We start from the raw sequence: 21670 nt of genomic DNA on the forward strand, positions 1-21670 counted from the left end.
CATGTAGCGACAATTTGTTCAGGTGTCTAGTGCCCTAGAGGGCGTATGCACAGTGCTTTGGCTTGCTCTACACTATTGAACTACACTGGGGCCCCGGTCAACGTGCATCTTGATCAAACACTTAACTTAGTTAGCCTCTGTCAAAACGCATGCTGGCGTTGTAAGGCGTGAAGTGTTGAACATCGCCTCGTGCACATTTTTCCTGAACTTCGTGCCAATATTCAGGGGTCATCAAATCACCGTGCAACGATTTAAGTATATCTTTGAACTTGCGTTTACCTACAATGAAATGCTCAAACTGCTCGGGGAATACGTCGTTAGGCGCTACCGAGAGCGTATCAATAGCATAAGGGTCGTCAGATTTCGGCAGGGACCTAAAATTGCGCTCATTCATTAAACAAATTTCATCATAGTCGTAGAAAATAACGCGGCCATGACGGGTAATACCGAAGTTTTTATGTAGCATGTCGCCAGGAAATATGTTGGCCATGGCAATTTGCTTAATGCACAGTCCAAGCTCATCTAGTGCACGGGTAATTTTCTCTTCATCTGTTTCTTCTTGTAGATACAGATTAAGCGGCGTCATTTTCCGTTCAATGTACATGTGTTTAATGATGAGTTCAGATTCAGTGAATTCTAAGCTCGATGCACACGTCTCTTTGAGTTCATCAATTAACTCAGGCTCAATTCTGTCTAGCGGAAACCTGAAGTTTACGTACTCGTGGGTATCTGCCATTCGACCCACACGGTCAGACATTTTCACGAGTTTATAGCACTCTTTAACGTGTTCACGCGTGATTTTTTTACTCTCTGCAAACTCGTCTTTAATAATCTTAAACACCACGCCATAAGACGGAAGATGGAAAACCATCATGACCAGGCCTCGAATGCCAGGAGCCGCCTCAAATTTGTCGTCTGACTCGTCCATGTGCTGCAAGAAGTTGCGATAAAACACTGTTTTACCGTGCTTGTAGTGTCCCATTGCCATGTACAGCTCGAAGTGCTTTTTATTGGGGAGAAGCTCTTGAAGAAAGGCGGCAACTTCCGCAGGGTTTTGAGTGTCAGCCATAAAGTAGCTGCGAGCAAAACCGAAAATAACGCTTAAGTCTTTGCGATCAGTTAGCAGCGCATCCACAAACATATGGGGTTCGTTATAGCGTCTCATGGCGATAACAAACGGCAGCGTTTCGTCGGGCATGCAAATTCGCCCAATCAGGTAAGCGGCTTTTCCTCTAAAAAACGTAGGCTTAAGGATTTCCACAGCTTGAACGCTGGCTAGCTGTTCCTTATTCAACCGAGCGCGAAGCGCGCTTTCAAGGTTCTGTAGGTCTCGCTCGAAGTTTTCAAATGGAATGTTGTATCGATATATCTTAAAAATTGACTCGTACATTTCACGCACCGTGGTGGTGGTGTCGAAGCTGTTAATCACTTTGTCTCTGTCTTGCCCGGGTAAGAAACAGCGGCTGGGCAAGACAAACATCATATCGTTATCGATTTTTCTATGTTTAAACAAGCGGCCAATTACAGAGTTGTAAAAGGTTTCGGCTAGCTCAAACTGCGGGTGGCCTTCTAGCTGTAATGCAAATACTTTCTTAAGCTCTTGCCAGAAAGCGTCGTCTTTTTGATGTACTTGAGTTAGCTGATAAATTTCGGCGACAGCGTCTGACAGGCTTTGCTCGTAAATGGTTATTCGCTCTTTAGAGGCAAGCTGAGTTTCTTTCCAATTTCCCTTTTCGAACCTTTCTTGAGCGCCACGAGTGATGCGGGTGAACCATCGATAACTCTTATCGAAATGAGACAAAATTTGATAGGCAACTTTTCTTACCAAACTCTTATCTTGGCTAGTAGCTAACTCTTGCATGGTCGTGTGTTCCTTATTTTGTTACTCGCTATATCTACCACAAAATAGATAGCTTGAAGAGTGAAGTTTGGCGCAGATAGCGATTAAGTTACCAATTATCAGACACTTTTTTGTTTTATTATACTTTCGTTTAATGTATTCTGTTGGCGGATTAATAACCAATTATAAGTTTGTATTTGATGGGTTTTAATATTCTTATTTGTGATGACTCGGCGCTGGCGCGAAAAATGGCGAGAAGCAATTTGCCAGATGGCTTTGCTGAAACTATTTACGAAGTGTCAAATGGTATGGACGCGTTGGAAGTATTGGCTCATCACACAATAGATTTGGTTTTACTGGACCTGACCATGCCTGTTCTTGGTGGTATCAGTGTGTTGAGTGAAATAAAACGCCGTCAGCTAGAAACGTTTGTTATCGTCGTGTCTGGCGATATTCAGCCAATGATGAAAGAAAAAGTGATGTCTTTAGGTGCACTGGGCTTTATAGAAAAGCCGATAAAACGGGACGTACTAACGTCAGTTTTGCAGCGCTTTGGCTTTATTCTTCCCGATACTTACAAACCAGCGATTGCGGTTTAAGATTTTAACGACTTATAAAGAGCGTTGTAAAAAGCGTTGATAAAGGTTGATGAGAAAAATTGATGAAAAGGGGCGAACTGCGGTTCGCCCTTTTTCATATGCGCTTAGTCAAACCAGTGGCGCGTTTTGTTCGCAAACCACACTAGCGAAAGCATAACTGGTACCTCAACCAGTACGCCCACCACTGTGGCAAGTGCCGCGCCGCTGTGTAAGCCAAATAGTGAAATGGCTACGGCGACCGCCAATTCAAAAAAGTTTGACGTACCAATCATACATGCCGGCGCTGCAACATTATGCGGCAGTTTCATACGTTTTGCCGCAAAGTAAGCAATGGCAAAAATACCGTAAGTTTGTATTAGTAGCGGTATTGCGATAAGCACGATGTCTTGCGGCTGCGATAAAATAGTTTCGGCCTGAAGACCAAACAAAATAACAATAGTGAGTAGCAGGCCGATAACTGAAAAGGGTTTGAACTTGCTAACCAATGCGTCAACAGCGCCATTTCCTTGCGTGTTATTGCCTTTATTTTCCAAGCGACGGCGCGTGATATAACCCGCTACCAATGGCAATACAACATACAGTGCAACAGAAAGCAGCAGGGTATCCCATGGTACGGTTATATCTGTTACGCCCAGCAGCATGGCGGTAAGCGGTGCAAAGGCAACGACCATAATCAAGTCGTTAATTGATACCTGGACTAACGTGTAGTTAGCATCCCCTTTGGTAAGGTGACTCCACACAAATACCATCGCTGTACATGGAGCGACGCCCAGTAGGATCATGCCTGCAATGTACTCAGTGGCAGTTTGCGGATCTACCCAGTCGGCAAAAATGCCCTTAAAAAATAGCCAACCCAATAGTGCCATAGTGAAGGGCTTTATCAGCCAGTTAATCACCAAGGTCAGTACAAGGCCTTTCGGCTTTTTACCAACGTCTTTAATTGAGCCAAAGTCTATTTGTACCATCATTGGGTAAATCATTAGCCAAATAAGTACTGCCACTATCAGGTTTACGTGCGCATATTCAAGCGCCGCAATAGACGCAAAGACACCCGGCATGGCATAGCCTAGGCCCACCCCTGCAACAATGCAAAGGCCAACCCACACTGATAAATAACGTTCAAAGAAACCCATTCTGATTCACCTTTGTCTTACTTTACAACGATTTTTGATTAACACGCTTACTCACTTCTTCTGCGCTTTCAACGCGCTCAGAATAGCGGTCAACGAGAAAGTCTTTGTTGTCGCGGGTCAGCAAAGTAAATTTCACCAACTCTTCAACTACGTCCACAATGCGGTTGTAGTAAGGTGACGGCTTCATGCGACCATCGTCTTCAAATTCTAGAAAGGCTTTTGCCACAGAAGACTGATTAGGGATGGTTAGCATGCGCATCCAGCGACCTAAAATGCGCATTTGGTTTACCGCATTGAACGATTGTGAACCGCCGGAAACCTGCATAATCGCCAACGTTTTACCTTGGGTTGGTCGAACGCCGCCAAGGCTAAGCGGTACCCAGTCAATCATGCTTTTCATAATGCCAGTCATGCTGCCGTGGCGCTCTGGTGAACACCAAATTTGCCCTTCAGACCACATCATAAGCTCACGCAGTTCTTTCACTTTTGGGTGTGAGTCATCTTCAGTATCTGGCTGCGGCAATCCACGAGGGTCAAAGATTTTGGCTTCAGCGCCAAAGTATTCGAGCAACCGCGCCGACTCTTCAATTACTAGGCGGCTGTACGAGCGTTCTCTGAGCGAGCCGTAAAGTAGCAAAATACGCGGCTTGTGATCTGAGAACCTTGATGCAAAGTTAGCCATAATTGGCTTGTGCATTTGCGCCATTACCGCGTTATCAGATGGGCTTTGTGCCGTTGAGCTTTCTTGGTTGCTTGATATATCTTGGCTCATTGATTTACTGTTACCCATTACTGGGCTCCTAATTTTGAGAGTGCCTCTTTAAGCGCTGCTTTATCTAAGTTTTTCTCAGCAAGTTCTGCTAATGCCGCTACACGCTTTTCAATAATATCGATGGTGTTGTTGAATGCCTCTGCTTTCTCTTGTTCGCTACCTTCTAACTTAGACGGGTCTTCTAAGCCCCAGTGCACCTTAAGAGATTTACCGAAATAAACAGGGCATGACTCGCCCGCCGCTGAATCACAAACCGTGACAACAAGATCAGCATCGTAATCTTCAAATTCATCCCACGACTGGCTTTGAAGGCCGTCTGTACTAAACCCGCGCTCTGCAAGGTACTTAAGAGAAAGAGGGTGTACTTCCCCTACAGGCTGGCTGCCAGCACTACGAGCTTCAACATTGCCGTTCGAGGCGTTAGTGATGGCCTCGCAAAGAATGCTGCGGCAACGGTTGTGCGTACAAATATATAAAATCTTCATATAAAACCTTGTTTAATGGTCGAGGCTACTGTGGGTAGCTGTAATAAATAGAATAAGACTTCGAAAAAACAGATACTTGGCGACGTATTAAGCTGCAATTAACACCAGGGCCTGTTGACCTCTGATGTGCATTTTTGCAGCGGTCTTTGTGCCATTCAGAAAGTTTGGAATCTAGCAATTCTCGCAGGACAAATTCGCTAACGCCTCGCTAATATATTCATTGTTATGAATAGCGGTGTTCTTAATGACCTCCAGTGCCCAAGCGGGTAGGTCAGGATGGAGCTGGTAATACACCCATTTACCCTTACGAGTATCGAGAACTAAACCGCACTTTCGTAAGTCAGCGAGATGGCGTGAAATTTTGGGCTGGCTTAATTGAAGCGCATCAGTAAGGTCGCACACGCATAGCTCACCTTTTACACTGAGCATAAGTAGCGTCTTTAAGCGGGTGTCTTCCGACAAGCATTTGAAAAATGTTAAAGGCTGTAGCTGCGAAGAATCAGAACAAGTCGACATAAATCACATCACATATGAAATTTCGTATGTGATGTATCGTATATGAAATTCCGTATGTGTCAATGATAAATCTGAAATTTCATATGTGTTTGGTAAGGACGAGAGGGTCTTAGACCGCCATTATTCTCGGTAAGACAGAAATTTAGTGGTTTTCAGGAGCGGCAGCCTCGAACGACATCGCTACTTCTTTACCGTTTACCTCATTGTAGTGGGCAATTACCTCGTTCATGAAGGCGAACCATGTTGGATTCGGATGCCAAATAGCCATAAGGTCTTTTTGGGCGGCTTGTTCATTTTCACCAAGTACGTTAATTCTGTATAGATACGTAAAAGCAGCGCCTCGCCAATTCAGTTTACAGTGCGTAAGTACCTTGTCTTCTTTGATATCGACGGTTTGCATAAACGCAGCGTAATTTAAAAAGTTGGCTAATGTGGGGCCTTCCCAATCCACGGGCACATTAAAGTAATCGAGTCCTAATTTTGAGGTAGTTAAGATTTCACTGGTTCTATCCCCTGGGATCAAATCTACAACGTGCGTCACTCCTTTTTCTTTCAGTAAAGAAAGGTGAGAGGCATCGGGTAAGCCCGAAGAGAACATATATGGCGCGTTTTCTTGGTAGTTGGTGAGCGTTGTAAGTGTCGGTTTGGTATTCATTTGCGCTTGGTCACTGGTTTGCGGTGTTGAATTGTCTTCATGATATGCGTTCGCATGTGCACTTAAACCTAGCCCTAAACCAATACAGGCCGCACTGACAGCGAGACTACGCTTATACGTTTGAAATGATAGTGTATCTTTCAATATTTTAAGTGCTGCTGATTGGTGCTTTTTCATAATTTAGCGCTCGATATTCACACTGGTTACTGGTGGCGTTATTGCCATTTCTTACGTTACACATTTGATGGCTTGTTGTCCAAGTGGCAATGCCACCGTTGTGTAAACAGGCCTTAACCGGGGCATTGATAACAACTGCTGAATTGAATGTTTATATATCACTTTTAAGTTTAACTTTTCACTACCTTAGGTTTTAAAGAAGGCGTATTACGACCAGATGATTTTGGTTTGTATTTACAGCTAAGCCAGATTGAAAAAGGAACGCCTATAAGGGCAGGTAGAACCCAACTGACAAGTTGCAGCGACGGCGAGCCTTCGAATAATGCGCGACCTCCAAAGGCAAAAAATGCGGTATATGCACCAATGCCAGAGCCAATGATATGCCCAATGTGCTCAGTTACCCACGAACCTGCAACGATGTCTTTTTGATAAACATAGCGCACAATACCAATGGCATTTAACAGTGCAATAGGGGCAAAGATACAAGTTAGCGTGATGCCGTACGTAATACCCTGATACAACGCAATGGAAGCGACGACAAAAAGCAGTACGGGTAGCCATAAATATTCAATTGTGCGCAGCTGCTCAAGATTTTGCTTCACTTTAAGCACCGCTACAGAATGTCTTACGTTGTTCCACACCAACAGGCTTAACATCAGCAAAAAGGTATATTGACCTCTAAGGTATGCAGTGAAATAAGCAACAGACTCAAAGTGCTCGGGCATTGTCGGGTAGATGGCTAGCGGAATAAACAACACTATTGTAGAGCTGATAACGCCACTAATAGACGTAAATAGCATCGCTTTTATGTAGTAACCACCAAATTGCTTGTGGGCTTTTCCGCCCTTTCTCGTAAAACTAGGCACCCAAAATAGTAAAAGTGACAATGCACCCGTTAAAACGTGAAGTGCTACTATAAAGCCATGAATTGTTTGCATCTTGCTTTCCTTTGGCAATGAACAAAATTGTAGGCTTATAGTGATAACTTCACGAGATTGACAACAGTGCCAGAAGTCACGAAATAAAAAGTGACTTATGGCCTATGCATTGAACCGTGTTTTTTGTCAAAGTAGCGCTATAAGAACGAAAAGATATAGGTAATCAGAAACGAATGAAAATCTCAATCCCTGCTCATTGGCGGGAGAGCATCGATATTGAGCGCGCGTCTGCATGCATTACGTGGTTGTTTGTAAGCGGCTCTGCACTTTACTTCTTGTATCATCAATACTCATTCATGCATTGGCGAACCCTCTCCGCCATTGCTATTTTTTGTATGCTAGCTGTGACTTTTGTGATTGTCAGTAGGCATGACCACAGTATGCCTTCGTTAAGGCTGCCAACGTTATGGGCGATGTTTCTATTAGCGGTACTTTGCCAGTTTTTGCTTCCCTATGCCTACCTTGCCATCTTCATTGTTATTTGGTCCGCCATTCTTCCTTACTATGTTAATTGGAAAAAGTGCGTCGTACTTTCAATACCGTTGGCTCTGCCCACAATCCTCATCCAAGGGTGGGTGTGGCAAGAGCAGCAAGCTGTCTTAACTGGCGCGCTGTTTTGGACATTCAATTTATTTGCCATGATCATGTCGAACACGGCCATTAAAGAATCGAAAGCGCGTGAAGAAGCTGATGCGCTCAATAGACAATTATTAAGTACTCAGCAACTAATGAAGCAGGCCCTTACTCAAGATGAACGCCTGCGTATAGCGCGAAACATTCACGATGTTTTAGGGCATCATTTGACGGCGCTTACCATCAACCTTCAAGTCGCGTCGAGAAAGGCGGATTTATTAGAGAGCACTGAATCGCAAGCTATAAAGCGACACGTTGAGCAGTCCCACAGTATCGCAAAGCTTTTACTCTCTGATGTTAGAGAAGCGATTTCTGATATTCGGGAAAATGCGGCTATCGATTTTTCATTAGCGGTAAACGCACTGATTAAAGACTTGCCTAGGCCGATGGTAAATCTGCACATTGACGATGATTTAATGTTAACCAACGTGCGAAGTGCCGACTGCCTGTTGCGAAGTATGCAAGAGGCGCTAACAAACGTGATTCGCCATACACAGGCGCATTATTTTTCCATATCACTGACGCAACACAACGGCGCTTATAACCTACTAATGCAAGACAGTATGGTGCCGCATGCTGCTGATAAGACACTAAGTGGCGAACAGCCAAGTAGCATACCGCTTTTCGACAAAGCACCATGTAGCTATTCAGAAGATGCTTATTCAGAAGGCGTTCAAAAGAAAGCAGGGCCAAGGGAATCTGACACTTCAAGTCGTGTGGTGGCTGGGAATGGCCTTAAAGGAATGCAGGAACGGGTTCATGAGCTAAATGGAACTATCAGATGGCAGCAAACCGAACAGGGTTTTTGCATCGCAATTCACATTCCGGAGGGCGAATGAAAACACGCCTTATTTTAGTTGAAGATCAAATGCTGGTGAGGGAAGGCATCAAATCGCTTTTAGGGCTTGATGATAGCGTTGAGGTTGTTGGCGAATACGAAAATGGTCAGCAGCTCATTGCCAGTGAAAACGCTTTAAACTGTGATGTGATATTAATGGATATTCGCATGCCCAAATTATCAGGTATCGATACTTTACTTGCGCTGAGAGATAAGGGGATTAAAACTCCGGTGCTAATGCTTACTACGTTTGACGATCACGAGCTGGTAAACGGTGCTATGCGCGCCGGTGCAAAAGGGTATCTGCTTAAAGATGTGTCGCTAGAAACCCTGGTAGACACTATTACACAAATAACAAATGGCAAAACGCTGATTCAGCCCGCGGTGACCGAAAAAGTGTTACAAGGCTTGAAAGGACTGAACGTAGAATTTGAGTCGTTTGAAAATCCTGAGCCCCTTACTGAGAAAGAAGTCGAAATTCTCCGTTTGATCGCTGCGGGTTACAGTAATAAAGAAATTGCAGATGCGATGTTCAAATCAACAGGCACCATTAAGAACCAAGTTTCTTCGGTCATGGCTAAGCTTGGTGTACGAGATAGAACGAGGGCAGTGCTCAAGGCGTTAGAGCAGGGGGTTATTTAGTTATACTTTTATACAACATGCTAAAGAATAAGATACACAGGTTGGACCACTTGGTAAAATACAATCATAGGATCACATGTGATTTCGGAGAAGTACATGAGCAAGTGGTTAGTAGTTTTATCTTTAGTTTTCGGTGTGAGCACGACAGCTCACGCCAATTTGATTTTAAACGGTAGCTTTGAGAACAACGATATTAAGAGTAATAGCTGGAAAGCCTTCACTGCTGGAACAGTTGATGGGTGGAGCGGCACAAATATGGAGCTATGGGATAACTTCCAAGGGTTAAATGCATTTGATGGTAGCCAATATGCTGAGCTTAATGCCAATGGCAATAATGGCCGATACTTTATTTTTCAAAGCTTCTCTACTGAAGCAGATGCTACCTATGATGTGTCATTTGCTTATGCAGCACGAGGTAAAGGTGAAAGTTTTCAGCTAGACATATTCAGCGATACGGACAACATTTTGTTCAGTCAAGTGTTTGACGATCACGCCATTAAAACTTGGTCTGAATTCTACGGTGATTTTGTTGCGCAAACTGCGCTGACAACCATCCGTTTTTCTACCATCAATACAGGAACCTATGGCAATTTTGTTGATGATATCGTGGTAACTGAAGCGCCTAGATTAGCGAGTGTATCCAGTGTTTCAGTTAGTGAGCCAGCGAGCTTGGCTATTTTGCTACCTCTTTCAGCTTTTGCGTTTATAAGACGCAAGAGAGCCAAATAGATTTACACATATGGTAACTACAAAAAGGCCCGCATTTATGCGGGCCTTTGTTTTTTATTCTAAAATATCTGCGCTTTGGTTCTAATGCTTATTTATCCATATGCACAACAGAGCGGATACTTTCACCTTTATGCATTAAATCAAAGGCATTGTTAATGTCACCAAGACCCATGGTGTGAGTGATAAACTCTTGAAGACCAAAGTCACCATTTAAGTATTGCTCTACAATACCTGGCAGCTCTGAACGACCTTTAACACCGCCAAATGCAGAGCCGCGCCATACACGACCTGTCACTAACTGGAATGGGCGCGTTGAAATTTCTTGTCCTGCACCAGCTACACCAATGATCACAGATTCGCCCCAACCCTTGTGACAGCACTCAAGTGCAGAACGCATCACGTTGACGTTGCCGATACATTCAAACGAGTAGTCAACACCGCCGTCAGTCATTTCAACAATCACTTCCTGAATAGGCTTATCGAAATTCTGAGGGTTTACCACGTCAGTTGCACCAAGCTGTTTTGCTAGGTCAAACTTACTTTCATTAATATCAATACCAATAATGCGGCCGGCGCCTGCCATGCGTGCACCAATAATGGCAGATAGACCGATACCACCTAACCCAAAGATAGCAACCGTGTCGCCTTCTTGTACTTTCGCCGTTTTAAGCACGGCGCCCATACCGGTTGTCACACCACAGCCAAGTAAGCATACTTCTTCTAACGGGGCCGTTTTGTTTACTTTTGCTAGCGATATTTCTGGTAAAACCGTGTACTCAGAAAACGTTGAGCAGCCCATGTAATGATAAATTGGCTCACCATTTTTAGAGAAGCGGCTTGTGCCGTCTGGCATTAAGCCTTTACCTTGTGTTTCGCGCACCGCTTGGCAAAGATTAGTTTTGCCTGATTTACAGAACTTACATTCGCCACATTCTGCGGTGTAAAGAGGAATAACGTGATCACCAACTTCTACGCTGGTTACACCTTCGCCCACCATTTCAACAATACCACCACCTTCGTGGCCTAGAATTGAAGGGAATACGCCTTCAGGATCATCACCGGACAGCGTAAATGCATCAGTGTGGCATACGCCAGTTGCAACGATGCGTACAAGTACCTCGCCTTTCTTAGGAAGCTCTACGTCAACTTCTTCCATCTTTAACGGCTCACCCGGGCCCCAAGCCACCGCAGCTTTTGACTTGATATGAGTTTGACCTTCTTGCAATGAATCTTTAAACGATGTCATGTGATGACTCCTTAATCATAAATATACGATGATGTTTTATAGGCCAAAGTATAGGAGATGGATTACTAATGATAAATACAGTTTTAGTAAATCACTATTTCATATTTGTAATAATTGATTTGGACAAATAAAATGTACTTAAATAAATCAGCGCTGTGATGAACAACGCTAAACCAACGAGTGGCGATAATGAAATATCTAGAAGGTATAGCCGAATTTTGTGCCGTAGCTGACGTTGGTAATTTTACCGGGGCTGCCAATAAGCTAGATACGTCAGTGGCGCAGATAAGCCGTAAAGTCGCATCACTTGAAAAGCAGCTAGGCGTTAAATTATTACAGCGAACAACGCGCAGCGTATCGCTCACTGAAGCAGGTACGCAGTATTTTCAGCAGGCAATGCCAGCGTTAAAAGCGCTTGAAGATGCCCAGCTAGCTGTGAGCGCACTGCAAGCATCGCCGCAAGGGCTAATTAAACTTACCGCTCCCGTAGCGTTTGGCGAAGCCTTCATCGCGCCTTTGCTCAATACCTTCATGCAAAAGTATTCCGGCATTAGCGTGCAATGCACGTTCTCAAACGAAAAGCTCGATATTGTCGAGCAAGGCCTCGACCTTGCCATACGCATTGGCAAACTGGAAGACTCGACGCTGGTTGCAAAAAAGCTGGCTACACGTCATTTGTTTGTATGCGGAAGTAGGGATTATTTTAAAGAGCAAGGTCAACCCAAAAGTATTGAAGAGTTAAAAGAGCACTCGTTGCTGGTGGGGTCACAACCCTATTGGCGTTTACTTATCGATAATAAAATTCAATCAATTCCTGTACAGGGAAGAGTACGGTATAACAGCGGGAATGCCCTATGCAGCGCCGCGGTTGCTGGTTTGGGTATTGCACAGCTACCCGGTTTTTACGTGCGTAAAGCGCTAGCCTCTGGTCAGCTAATAGAGCTGTTTCCCGAGTACAAAGACAAGCAAGAGGCTATTTGGGCCGTATTTCCTTCAAACCGAAATGTTGCACCTAAAATTAGATTGCTGGTGGATTTTTTAGCTCAACATCTCATCTCAGACAGCTGATGTGTTTGTTTAAAAATAGTGATCGAAATACAGCGCCTGTATCTAAATATTCTTTAATAAAGGTGACATGCAGGTGATGAAGTGCACAATGATGAGGGAAAAATTAACGTACGCGGCGCTCGTGTACACAACTTAAAAAATATCAGTATTGATATACCGCGAAATGAAGTGGTGGTGTTTACCGGTGTATCTGGCTCAGGAAAATCTTCTTTGGCTTTCGGTACGCTTTACGCAGAAGCTCAGCACCGCTATTTAGATTCAATATCACCTTATGCCAGACGACTAATTGAGCAGGTGGAGAAACCTGACGTAGACGTGATTGACGGCTTACCGCCTGCTGTGGGCCTGCACCAGCGCCGGGGCGCACCTTCAGTTCGTTCTTCCGTTGGTAGTATCACCACGCTTTCTAATAGTCTGCGAATGCTTTATTCCCGGGCCGGGGATTATCCCAAAGGGCAGAGCATTGTCTACGCAGACGGGTTTTCTCCTAATACGCCCGAAGGTGCATGTGAACATTGTGACGGTATTGGAAAAGTTTTTGACACACAAGCTCATCGCCTTGTACCCGACGACAGCCTCACCATACGTGAGGGCGCTGTGGCAGCTTGGCCTGGTGCATGGCAGGGCAAAAACCTAGTAAGGGTATTGTTGTCGCTAGATATCGATGTTGATATTCCATGGCGTGAACTGCCTCAAAAAACGCGTGACTGGATCTTATTTACCGACGAAATGCCTCAGTTACCTGTATACCGAAACTATAACCTAGCGCAAACCCGTAAAGCACAACAAGAGGGCGAGCCTGCCAGCTACAATGGCAAGTTTATCAGCGCGCGACGTCATGTGCTCGATACGTTTAAAACCTCTCAAAAAGAGAAAATGAAGCAGCGAATTGCTCCCTTTATATCTGTTGAAGCATGTCCGGTTTGCCGTGGAAAAAAGCTTAAGCAAAATGCGCTGGCAGTGAAAGTTGATGGCTTAGATATTATTGAGTTTTCAAGGCTGCCACTACAGCAAGTTCACGAAAAGCTTCAGGCATTAAGAAAGTCAGTCAACGGTGATACTTCAGAGCGTGGTCAGGTGATACGCAATATTACGGGCGACCTTATTGAAAGAGTGAAGCCTATAATAGCACTTGGGCTTCATTACCTTTCGTTAGATAGAAGTACAACAAGTATATCAGTAGGCGAACTACAGCGATTGCGTCTGGCGACCCAGCTTAAATCGAATTTATTTGGCGTTGTCTTTGTTATGGATGAGCCTTCATCCGGTCTTCACCCTCGTGACGTAGAAGGGCTTATTCGCGCGCTTCACAATATTACCGAAACGGGAAATTCACTGCTCGTTGTCGAGCACAACCCTTACGTCATCAAAGGCGCTAACTGGGTTGTAGATGTAGGACCTAGAGCGGGAGTGAACGGAGGTGAGCTTGTCTATAGTGGGCCGGTTAAAGAATTAGCAAGCACAAAAAACTCTTTAACGGCAGACTATGTCTTTAACAATAAAGCCCTAAACCAGCGTATCAAGTGTAAATCGTCAGGGGTATTGCGTTTAAAAGACGTGTCCAGAAATAATGTCAGCCATGTTGATATTGATATTCCACTAGGTGTGATGACCTGTGTCACTGGCGTTTCCGGCTCTGGAAAGTCGAGTTTAATTAGCCAAGCATTAGTTGAGTTAGTCAAAGGTGGTTTAAACTCTGCTGAGAAAGAAGGGATGCGAGCGAATGAAACGAGAGAAACGGAAGAAACGAAAGAACTGCTTACTGACGCCAATTCGCTTCTTACTAACGACACTTTTTCACATAAAAGTGAACCGCAACAAGGCTTTATTGAAAGCGGACTTGAAGAGTTAAGTCGTATAGTTGTGGTAGATCAGTCTCCAATCGGCAGGACACCCCGTTCAACTTTGGCAACCTATACCGGCATATTTGATCAAATCAGAAGTTTATTTGCTTCAACCGAAGAAGCAAAATCCCGTGGTTACGATGCGGGTCATTTCTCGTTTAACGTTGCAAAAGGGCGATGCTCACATTGTGAAGGCTTGGGTGTGGTATCGGTAGAACTACTGTTTATGCCGAGTGTTTATTCCCCCTGTACTGTTTGTAACGGTCAGCGTTTTAACGATAACGTACTGGAAGTTGGTTACAACGAGCATTCTATCGCTGATGTATTATCGCTTACGGTTGAAGAAGCACTATCTGTATTTAGTGGTAATCAAGTTATTACGCGGGGACTTAAAACGCTAATGAACGTAGGGCTTGGCTATCTAACCCTTGGGCAAAGTGCCACTGAATTATCAGGTGGCGAGGCGCAGCGCATTAAATTAGCGTCAGAACTTAAACGTGCTCAAAATGCTAATACCCTATACGTGCTTGATGAACCTACAACAGGTTTACATCTCTCAGACACTGCATTACTTATGCAGCATTTAAGCACGTTAGTTGAAGCGGGGAATACTGTGGTGATGGTTGAGCACAATATGCAGGTGGCTGGGGCTTGCGACTACATTATTGATATGGGGCCAGGCGCTGGTGATGAGGGAGGAGAAATAGTTGCTGAAGGCAGACCAGAGGAGGTTGCCAAAGTTCAGCAAAGTGCAACAGCCCCATTTTTGAAGGCGAGTTTGGCTTAAAGAAAGGTTTTGATTGAGTGAGTTAGGTTTGAATGATCTTAGAAATAAGGGGTTGTTCAAAGCTATTTGAGTACTAGTAAGCCAACAAAGAAACTGCTTGAACTCGTATTTGTACCTTAAAAAGAAATAATAATTAAAGAGTGTTGCATTTTTTGCAACACAGTGTAGTGAAAACTGCGGTTGACATATAGACGTCTATACGGCAAATTGCTTGTATGAAAAAGATTCTACTTACTCGCACCACCATTATGTTAATTACCACCTTAAAAAGGGCGGTCGCTGACTAGTGCAAGTAAGCAAAAGACAACGAAAGCCCGCCTAACACAGAGCGGGCTTTTTTTTACACACGTTTTAGCATGCGTAACCTTAAGGAGCAGCATATGAAAGTCTTAAAGTTTGGGGGTTCTTCTCTAGCCGATGCACCGCGATACATGCGCGTTATGGAGATTAGCACGGCGACCCACCAAACCGACGGTGCTGCGGTTGTACTCTCTGCCCCAAAGGGGGTAACGAACGCGCTTTCACTACTATGTGAACAAGCAGCCGCGGGTGAAGATTTCCAGCCGTTATTCAATAAGTTGAACGACACGGTTACCGGCATCGCCAACAACCTAAACGAAGAACTCGACGGGTTTGCACATGCAAGCGTGGTAGAATTCATTAATAGTCACCTTTCAGTACTAAAACAGCACCTTGAAGGTATAAAGCTGCTTGGTGTTGCACCTGATAATGTTGCTGCCGGTATTCTAAGTATTGGTGAGTACATCTCGGTGACGCTTTTTAGCGCTATGCTATCTGCCAAAGGTATCGCTAATCGCGTTATTGACCCGGTTAAGTATGTGCTGGCCGAAGGCGATTACCTAGACAGCATTGCCGATGTGTCGCTTAGTAAAGCGCGCTTTTCAGATGTGCCTACTGACGGCAGTGAATTTCTTGTCATGCCGGGGTTTGTAGCTGCTAACGAAGCGGGCGAGAAAGTCACGCTTGGGCGTAACGGCTCAGACTATTCAGCGGCCATTTTAGCGGCGTGTATAGACGCAAACTGCTGTGAAATTTGGACAGACGTAGACGGTGTTTATAACGCTGACCCGAATCAAGTTGAAGGGGCAGTGCTGTTAGACAAGCTTACCTATCAAGAAGCGATGGAGCTGTCTTATTTCGGTGCCAAGGTACTTCATCCGAAAACTATCGGTCCTATTGCCCAACACCACATCCCGTGTTTGATCAGAAACACACTAAACCCAGCTGCGCCAGGTACGCTAATCAGCAATGAGAAAAGCGAGGTGTGGACGTCAGTTAAAGGTATTTCACAGCTTGATAACGTCACCATGTTTAACGTTGCAGGCCCTGGCCTTAAAGGCATGGTAGGTATGGCAAGTCGTGTGTTTGAGGTGATGTCGAACGCCAATATTTCAATAAGCCTTATTACCCAGTCTTCTTCAGAATACTCAATCAGTTTCTGTATCCAAAGCAAAGACGCCAGCCGAGCGTTAACGCTTCTTGAAGATGCGTTCGCGCTAGAGCTTCAAAATCAATTGCTAGATCCTATTGAAGTGCGTCATGACCTAGCCATTGTTACTTTGGTTGGTGACGGTATGCGTCAAACCAAAGGGTTGGCTGCGCGTTTCTTTAACTCGCTTGCCCAAGCGCGCGTAAACAACGTAGCCATTGCTCAAGGCTCTTCAGAGCGCTCTATTTCAACGGTAATTGAAAGTAAGCGTGCTAAGAAAGCAGTAAAAGTCATTCACCAGAATTTTTTCTCTGACCGCCATACCATCGACGTATTCCTAGTAGGGTGTGGCAATGTGGGAACCGAACTGCTAGGTCAAATTGAAAAACAACAGCCTGCGTTGTTAAAACGCAATGTACAGCTGAGAGTTTATGGCATTGCAAATAGCAGGAAACTGCTGTTAAACAGTCAAGGGATTGATTTAAGCGGTTACTGGAAAGCGGCACTTGAATCGGCAAGTGAAGGATTAAGCGTAGAACGCCTGCATCAGTTCGCTAATGACAATAGTCTGGTAAACCCGGTGATTGTTGACTGTACTAGTCACGAAGCGATTGCAGAGCAATATGTTGATATGATGGAAAGCGGTTTTCACGTAGTAACGCCAAATAAAAAGGCGAATACGAGCGCTATGTCTTACTACCGCAAGCTTCGCAAGACCGCGCAATCGACAAATCGTCAGTATCTTTACGAAACCACTGTCGGCGCAGGGCTACCGGTTATTGATAACTTGCAAAAGCTATTCAGCGCCGGCGACACCTTACACCGCTTTGAAGGAATTCTATCGGGCAGTTTGTCTTATGTATTTGGCAAACTTGAAGAGGGCATGAGCCTGTCGCAAGCGACACAAACAGCCAAAGACAACGGCTTCACAGAGCCTGATCCGCGCGATGACTTAAGCGGCATGGACGTAGCGCGCAAGCTGCTTATCATGGCTCGTGAAGCTGATTTAGCGTTAGAACTATCTGACATTGAAATTGAGTCTGTACTGCCAAAAGGTTTTGCCGAAGATTGTTCAATTGACGAGTTTATGCAGCAGCTGCCAGAGTTAGATGCGTCGTTTGGTGAAAAGGTTGAAGCGGCTAAAGCCGAAGGTAAAGTACTTCGTTATATCGGCAGCATTGAAGACGGAAAATGCAGAGTAAGCATTCAGGCTGTACCGGCAAGTAACCCTCTTTCGCAGGTAAAAGACGGTGAAAACGCGCTGGCGATTAACAGTGACTACTATAGCCCAATCCCTTATGTAATTAGAGGATATGGAGCAGGTGGTACGGTAACAGCAGCAGGGGTGTTTGCTGACATTCTGCGTACTATGCCGTGGAAGCAAATGGCGCACTAAGGGCTAAATAACGCTTAGCTTGCTTAGCGTAGATAGGCGGCTAAAGTAAGATATTCGAAGTTGTGACTTAGGCCAGTAATGTTGTGGCATCGATTTAAAGCGCTAATTTATTGAGCTAATTTGAAGCGCTAATATAAAGAGCGCGCCACAAGCGAAGTAAGAGTAATAATATGAAAGCATTCACGGCCTTTGCGCCGGCATCAATTGGAAATGTGAGCTTAGGCTTTGACGTACTGGGCGCAGCGCTTGCGCCCGTTGATGGCACTAAGCTAGGTGATGAAGTTGAAATAAAGGCGGCTGAGTCATTTTCACTAGAAACGGTGGGGCGCTTTGCTCACAAACTCCCGGGCGATGCAGACAGTAATATTGTAACCAAGTGCTATCACTATTTCTGTGAGCAAATGGAAAAGGCTGGAAAAACAACCTCTCCTGTTGCGCTTACGCTTCATAAAAACCTTCCAATAGGCAGCGGGTTGGGTTCAAGCGCAAGCTCTATAGTGGCAGCGTTTGCAGCGCTAAATGCTTACTTCGACACCCCGTTCGATGAAGATACTCTGCTTATAATGATGGGCGAATTAGAAGGCCAAATAAGCGGTAGTATTCACTATGATAATGTTGCTCCCTGTTACTTAGGTGGTATGACGTTAATGACAGGTAGCGATGCGCCGGTCACACTGTCGTTGCCTTTAAACGACGAATGGTACTATGCCGTCTGTTATTCAGGCATTAGCGTATCAACGGCGGCTGCTCGCGATATCTTGCCTAAACAGGTGGAAATGGCGAAGGCACTAACCTTTGGTCGACAGCTAGGTGTGTTTGTACATGCCTTACATGTAGGTAACTTTGATTTGGCAGCATCGGTAATGAACGATGTTATAGCCGAACCTTACAGAAAATCGCTACTGCCTGGCTTTGATGACGCTCGTGCGTTTAGTGAGCAAGCGGGTGCGCTCGCTTTTGGTATTTCTGGCTCGGGACCTACGGTTTTTGCCGTGTGTCCAAGTAAAGCGCAGGCGGAAAAAGTCGCCGCCTATTTAACAGAGAACTATATTCAAAATGAAGATGGCTTTAGCCATGTGTGCCAAATACCAAGCCAAGGCACCATTGTTTCTTAAGGTACATAGCTTTTTAAGGTACATAGTTTGTTAAAGGCAAATGATTTCCTAAAAGCACAATAATTTTTTAAAAGATTAAAAGGGCAGAGTACTTGCCCACATAAAAAGGTAACAGCAAGTGGAATTGGTAAATTTAAAAGATTCATCGGACACAGCAAATTTTGCTGAAGCCGTTAAGCGGGGCTTAGGTAAAAACCAAGGGCTTTATTTTCCAGAGCATATTCCTACCCTAGACAATATTGACGAATTGTTGGAAAAGCCGTTTGTAGAGCGCAGTATTGAAGTACTTCGCGCCCTTATCGGCGATGAGCTGAATAATGGCGAGCTAGAAGAAATTGTTCAGACCGCATTTGCTTTTGGTGCACCAGTTGAGCAGGTCAACGATAACGTATATTGCTTAGAGCTTTTCCATGGCCCAACGCTGGCGTTTAAAGATTTTGGCGGCCGCTTTATGGCGCAAACCCTGTCGCGTATTAGCGAAGGGAAGCCAGTTACCATTCTAACAGCGACTTCAGGTGATACCGGCGCAGCGGTCGCACATGCATTTCACGGCATCGACAATATCAACGTGGTTATTTTGTTTCCAAAGGGCAAGATTAGCGCGCTGCAGGAAAAGCTATTCACTACGCTAGGCGGTAACATTCATACCGTTGCTGTTGAGTCAGACTTTGACGCATGCCAATCACTCGTAAAAACCGCGTTTGACGACCCTGACGTACGTGAAGGCCTTCACCTGAACTCAGCAAACTCAATCAACATCAGCCGTTTACTAGCGCAGGTTTGCTATTACTTTGAAGCAGTAAGTCAGTTGCCAAAAGAGAAACGAGACCAACTCGTTATTTCAGTACCTAGCGGTAACTTTGGTAACCTTACGGCTGGCATGATTGCTAAATCGTTAGGTTTACCTATAAAGCGTTTTATCGCAGCAACTAACTTAAACGACACGGTACCTCGCTACCTTAAAACCGGCGAGTGGGAACCTAAGGCGACGGTTGCGACCATGTCTAACGCAATGGATGTGAGTCAGCCTAATAACTGGCCGCGAATAGAGGCGCTTATTGAGCGCGGCTATATCGATAAAGCGTGTCTTAAAGGTGAGATGGTTGACGAAGAATATACGCAGCTTGCTATGCGTCAATTAGCGCAACAAGGCTATACCAGCGAGCCACATGCCGCGATTGCCTATCGCGCAGTAAGTCACGACTTAGAAGACGGCGAAATTGGTTTGTTCTTAGGAACAGCGCACCCGGCTAAGTTCAGAGAAACCGTTGAAAACGTGCTAGGTAATCCAATCAGCTTACCGAAAGCGTTGGCCGATGTAGCAGGCGAAGACAGCTTAGCGGTAGACTTGCCAGCGTCTTATGATGCACTTAAGCAGCATATGATGGATTTGCTTAAGTAATGACACCCTCGGCTACAACATGGCAAAGCGCGCTTAGTGATGAAAAGCAAAAAGACTATTTTGTTACGTTGCTTGAGCGCGTGAAGCACGCTCGTGAAGCGGGAAGCGTTATCTACCCGCCTCAGTCTGACGTATTCAATGCGCTTAAATACACGCCGCTAGACGAAGTTAAAGTCGTGATCTTAGGTCAAGATCCGTATCACGGTCCTAATCAAGCCCATGGACTTTGTTTTTCAGTAAAAGCTGGCGTTAAAACACCGCCATCGCTTAAAAATATGTACAAAGAGCTGTTGTCTGACATTGATGGTTTCACCGAGCCTAATCACGGCACGCTGACGTCGTGGGCGGAGCAGGGCGTATTGCTACTTAATACTGTATTGACCGTTGAGCAGGGCAAAGCACATAGCCACGCGAAATGGGGATGGGAAATCTTCACCGATAAGGTTATCGATGTAGTCAATGAGCACTGCCAAAACGTTGTGTTTCTTCTGTGGGGAAGCCATGCGCAAAAGAAAGGTAAGCACATTAACCGTGAAAAACACCACGTTTTACATGCGCCTCATCCGTCGCCACTCTCAGCACACAGAGGCTTTTTAGGTTGCAAACACTTCAGCCAAACAAACGAATACCTTATTGCTAAGGGCAAAGAACCCATTAATTGGCAGGTATAGTACTGGCACAAATAGCAGCTAGCCACACAGCAAGTGTGATTGCCCCATTCAGCGCCCTATCAATAGCTAGCTCACTAGATAAATGCCTAAATAGCTATGAGACATGTTATGCGGTCTGGCCGCAATTAGGCACAGAGCATATTCCTTAGCTAATACGCTATTACATAGAGCCAGCGAAGAGACACCATGCTTGCAAGTGAAGCATTTACAGCACGCTAGAAAGTAAAAAGGCCGCCTGTGTAACAGGCGGCCTTCGTTTTATCTTTCCAGTGTCTCTAGCTCGTACTCGAAACCACAGTCGAGTTCGGCCAGTTCTTTTTCTAATTTGTAGCGATCTTGTAGCGCTTCGATTTCTCTCCACTTACGTTTTTTGCTTTTGGTTTTTGCTGGGCTTGCTTCGATGTCTAACATGGCAAATAGATCTGATTTATCCACTGGGATCTCCTTTTTATACCACTACAACTAATACAGAGTTTTTGTTTTTAATTCCCTCTGTACAATTTTGTATCACAGCCGCCACTAAAATAAAATAGTTTAATTTACCTTTTATTAACAAATTGTGACGATATGATGACAACGGTAAGGAAATGTCCAGTGTGTTTAAAGCGTGAACAATAACTGTATGTAATTGATCCTATTTGTTTTGTTAGTAATCAATTGTACAGTGTTACGGATATCAAAAATGTCTGTCGTATTGTTGATGAAAACCGCAACAAAAAACGGCTAGCTTCCGA

General features: G+C 44.7%; 19 protein-coding genes. 10 read left to right on the plus strand and 9 right to left on the minus strand.

Annotation, left to right across the window (positions count from 1 at the left end; genetic code table 11):
- Positions 1–130: 130 nt before the first annotated feature.
- Positions 131–1861 carry a bifunctional isocitrate dehydrogenase kinase/phosphatase gene (gene aceK, locus ACFI6J_RS08050; RefSeq protein WP_014950501.1) on the minus strand — a complete coding sequence of 577 codons (1731 nt, stop codon included), beginning with the start codon at positions 1859–1861 and terminating at the stop codon, positions 131–133.
- Positions 1862–2040: 179 nt separating this feature from the next.
- Here aceK and ACFI6J_RS08055 point away from each other — a divergent pair, with 179 nt between their 5' ends.
- On the plus strand, positions 2041–2439 hold the full coding sequence (locus tag ACFI6J_RS08055) for a response regulator (RefSeq protein WP_075176866.1): 399 nt from the start codon (positions 2041–2043) through the stop codon (positions 2437–2439).
- A 104-nt stretch (positions 2440–2543) separates the two neighbouring features.
- Here ACFI6J_RS08055 and arsB read toward each other — a convergent pair whose 3' ends face one another.
- The 6 genes from arsB to ACFI6J_RS08085 form a co-directional block, all read right to left on the minus strand.
- Positions 2544–3572, minus strand: a complete 1029-nt coding sequence (arsB, locus tag ACFI6J_RS08060) for an ACR3 family arsenite efflux transporter (RefSeq protein ID WP_239245232.1) — start codon at positions 3570–3572, stop codon at positions 2544–2546.
- A 22-nt stretch (positions 3573–3594) separates the two neighbouring features.
- A complete protein-coding gene (gene arsH / locus ACFI6J_RS08065) occupies positions 3595–4362 on the minus strand; it encodes an arsenical resistance protein ArsH (RefSeq protein ID WP_014950498.1) in 768 nt (255 codons plus the stop codon).
- The gene (locus ACFI6J_RS08070) at positions 4362–4829 is read right to left on the minus strand and encodes an arsenate reductase ArsC (protein ID WP_014980113.1); all 468 of its coding nucleotides are present in this window, start codon (positions 4827–4829) and stop codon (positions 4362–4364) included. The genes arsH and ACFI6J_RS08070 overlap by 1 nt, the downstream gene beginning before the upstream one ends.
- A 171-nt stretch (positions 4830–5000) precedes the next feature.
- On the minus strand, positions 5001–5345 hold the full coding sequence (locus ACFI6J_RS08075) for a metalloregulator ArsR/SmtB family transcription factor (protein WP_041693540.1): 345 nt from the start codon (positions 5343–5345) through the stop codon (positions 5001–5003).
- A 142-nt stretch (positions 5346–5487) separates the two neighbouring features.
- The gene (locus ACFI6J_RS08080) at positions 5488–6177 is read right to left on the minus strand and encodes a protein-tyrosine phosphatase family protein (RefSeq protein ID WP_252118973.1); all 690 of its coding nucleotides are present in this window, start codon (positions 6175–6177) and stop codon (positions 5488–5490) included.
- 170 nt (positions 6178–6347) lie between these two features.
- Positions 6348–7115, minus strand: coding sequence for a hypothetical protein (locus tag ACFI6J_RS08085; protein ID WP_371343062.1), 768 nt, complete (start codon positions 7113–7115; stop codon positions 6348–6350).
- A 173-nt stretch (positions 7116–7288) separates the two neighbouring features.
- Between ACFI6J_RS08085 and ACFI6J_RS08090 the strand changes: the two genes are divergently transcribed.
- From ACFI6J_RS08090 to ACFI6J_RS08100, 3 genes are all read left to right on the plus strand, one after another.
- On the plus strand, positions 7289–8587 hold the full coding sequence (locus tag ACFI6J_RS08090) for a sensor histidine kinase (RefSeq protein WP_462585996.1): 1299 nt from the start codon (positions 7289–7291) through the stop codon (positions 8585–8587).
- The gene (locus ACFI6J_RS08095) at positions 8584–9228 is read left to right on the plus strand and encodes a response regulator (protein ID WP_371343060.1); all 645 of its coding nucleotides are present in this window, start codon (positions 8584–8586) and stop codon (positions 9226–9228) included. The genes ACFI6J_RS08090 and ACFI6J_RS08095 overlap by 4 nt, the downstream gene beginning before the upstream one ends.
- 96 nt (positions 9229–9324) lie before the next feature.
- Positions 9325–9957, plus strand: a complete 633-nt coding sequence (locus ACFI6J_RS08100) for a carbohydrate binding domain-containing protein (protein ID WP_039226283.1) — start codon at positions 9325–9327, stop codon at positions 9955–9957.
- 88 nt (positions 9958–10045) lie between these two features.
- On the opposite strand, the gene ACFI6J_RS08105 is transcribed toward ACFI6J_RS08100, so the two are convergent.
- Positions 10046–11203 (minus strand): S-(hydroxymethyl)glutathione dehydrogenase/class III alcohol dehydrogenase, encoded by a 1158-nt coding sequence (locus ACFI6J_RS08105; protein ID WP_462585999.1) that lies wholly within the window; start codon positions 11201–11203, stop codon positions 10046–10048.
- 189 nt (positions 11204–11392) lie between these two features.
- On the opposite strand from ACFI6J_RS08105, the gene ACFI6J_RS08110 reads away from it, so the two are divergent.
- The 6 genes from ACFI6J_RS08110 to ung all read left to right on the plus strand — a co-directional run bounded on the left by ACFI6J_RS08110 (position 11393) and on the right by ung (position 20936).
- Entirely contained in the window at positions 11393–12271 is an 879-nt protein-coding gene (locus tag ACFI6J_RS08110; protein WP_283628585.1) for a LysR substrate-binding domain-containing protein, read from the plus strand.
- 81 nt (positions 12272–12352) lie between these two features.
- Complete coding sequence (locus ACFI6J_RS08115; RefSeq protein ID WP_462586001.1) at positions 12353–14902, plus strand: excinuclease ABC subunit UvrA; 2550 nt, start codon at positions 12353–12355, stop codon at positions 14900–14902.
- A 380-nt stretch (positions 14903–15282) separates the two neighbouring features.
- Positions 15283–17748 carry a bifunctional aspartate kinase/homoserine dehydrogenase I gene (gene thrA, locus ACFI6J_RS08120; RefSeq protein ID WP_462586002.1) on the plus strand — a complete coding sequence of 822 codons (2466 nt, stop codon included), beginning with the start codon at positions 15283–15285 and terminating at the stop codon, positions 17746–17748.
- A gap of 170 nt (positions 17749–17918) precedes the next feature.
- Complete coding sequence (gene thrB, locus ACFI6J_RS08125; protein WP_069944805.1) at positions 17919–18863, plus strand: homoserine kinase; 945 nt, start codon at positions 17919–17921, stop codon at positions 18861–18863.
- Between the two features lie 118 nt (positions 18864–18981).
- Positions 18982–20265, plus strand: a complete 1284-nt coding sequence (gene thrC / locus ACFI6J_RS08130; protein WP_039232045.1) for a threonine synthase — start codon at positions 18982–18984, stop codon at positions 20263–20265.
- Positions 20265–20936, plus strand: coding sequence for a uracil-DNA glycosylase (gene ung / locus ACFI6J_RS08135; protein WP_239218523.1), 672 nt, complete (start codon positions 20265–20267; stop codon positions 20934–20936). The genes thrC and ung overlap by 1 nt, the downstream gene beginning before the upstream one ends.
- A gap of 258 nt (positions 20937–21194) precedes the next feature.
- Here the strand turns inward: ung and ACFI6J_RS08140 are convergent, their stop codons facing one another.
- Positions 21195–21371: a DUF3545 family protein gene (locus ACFI6J_RS08140; RefSeq protein ID WP_012519516.1), complete on the minus strand. Its 177-nt coding sequence runs from the start codon at positions 21369–21371 to the stop codon at positions 21195–21197.
- Positions 21372–21670: the final 299 nt, after the last annotated feature.

Source organism: Alteromonas sp. G4i13, assembly GCF_054960505.1.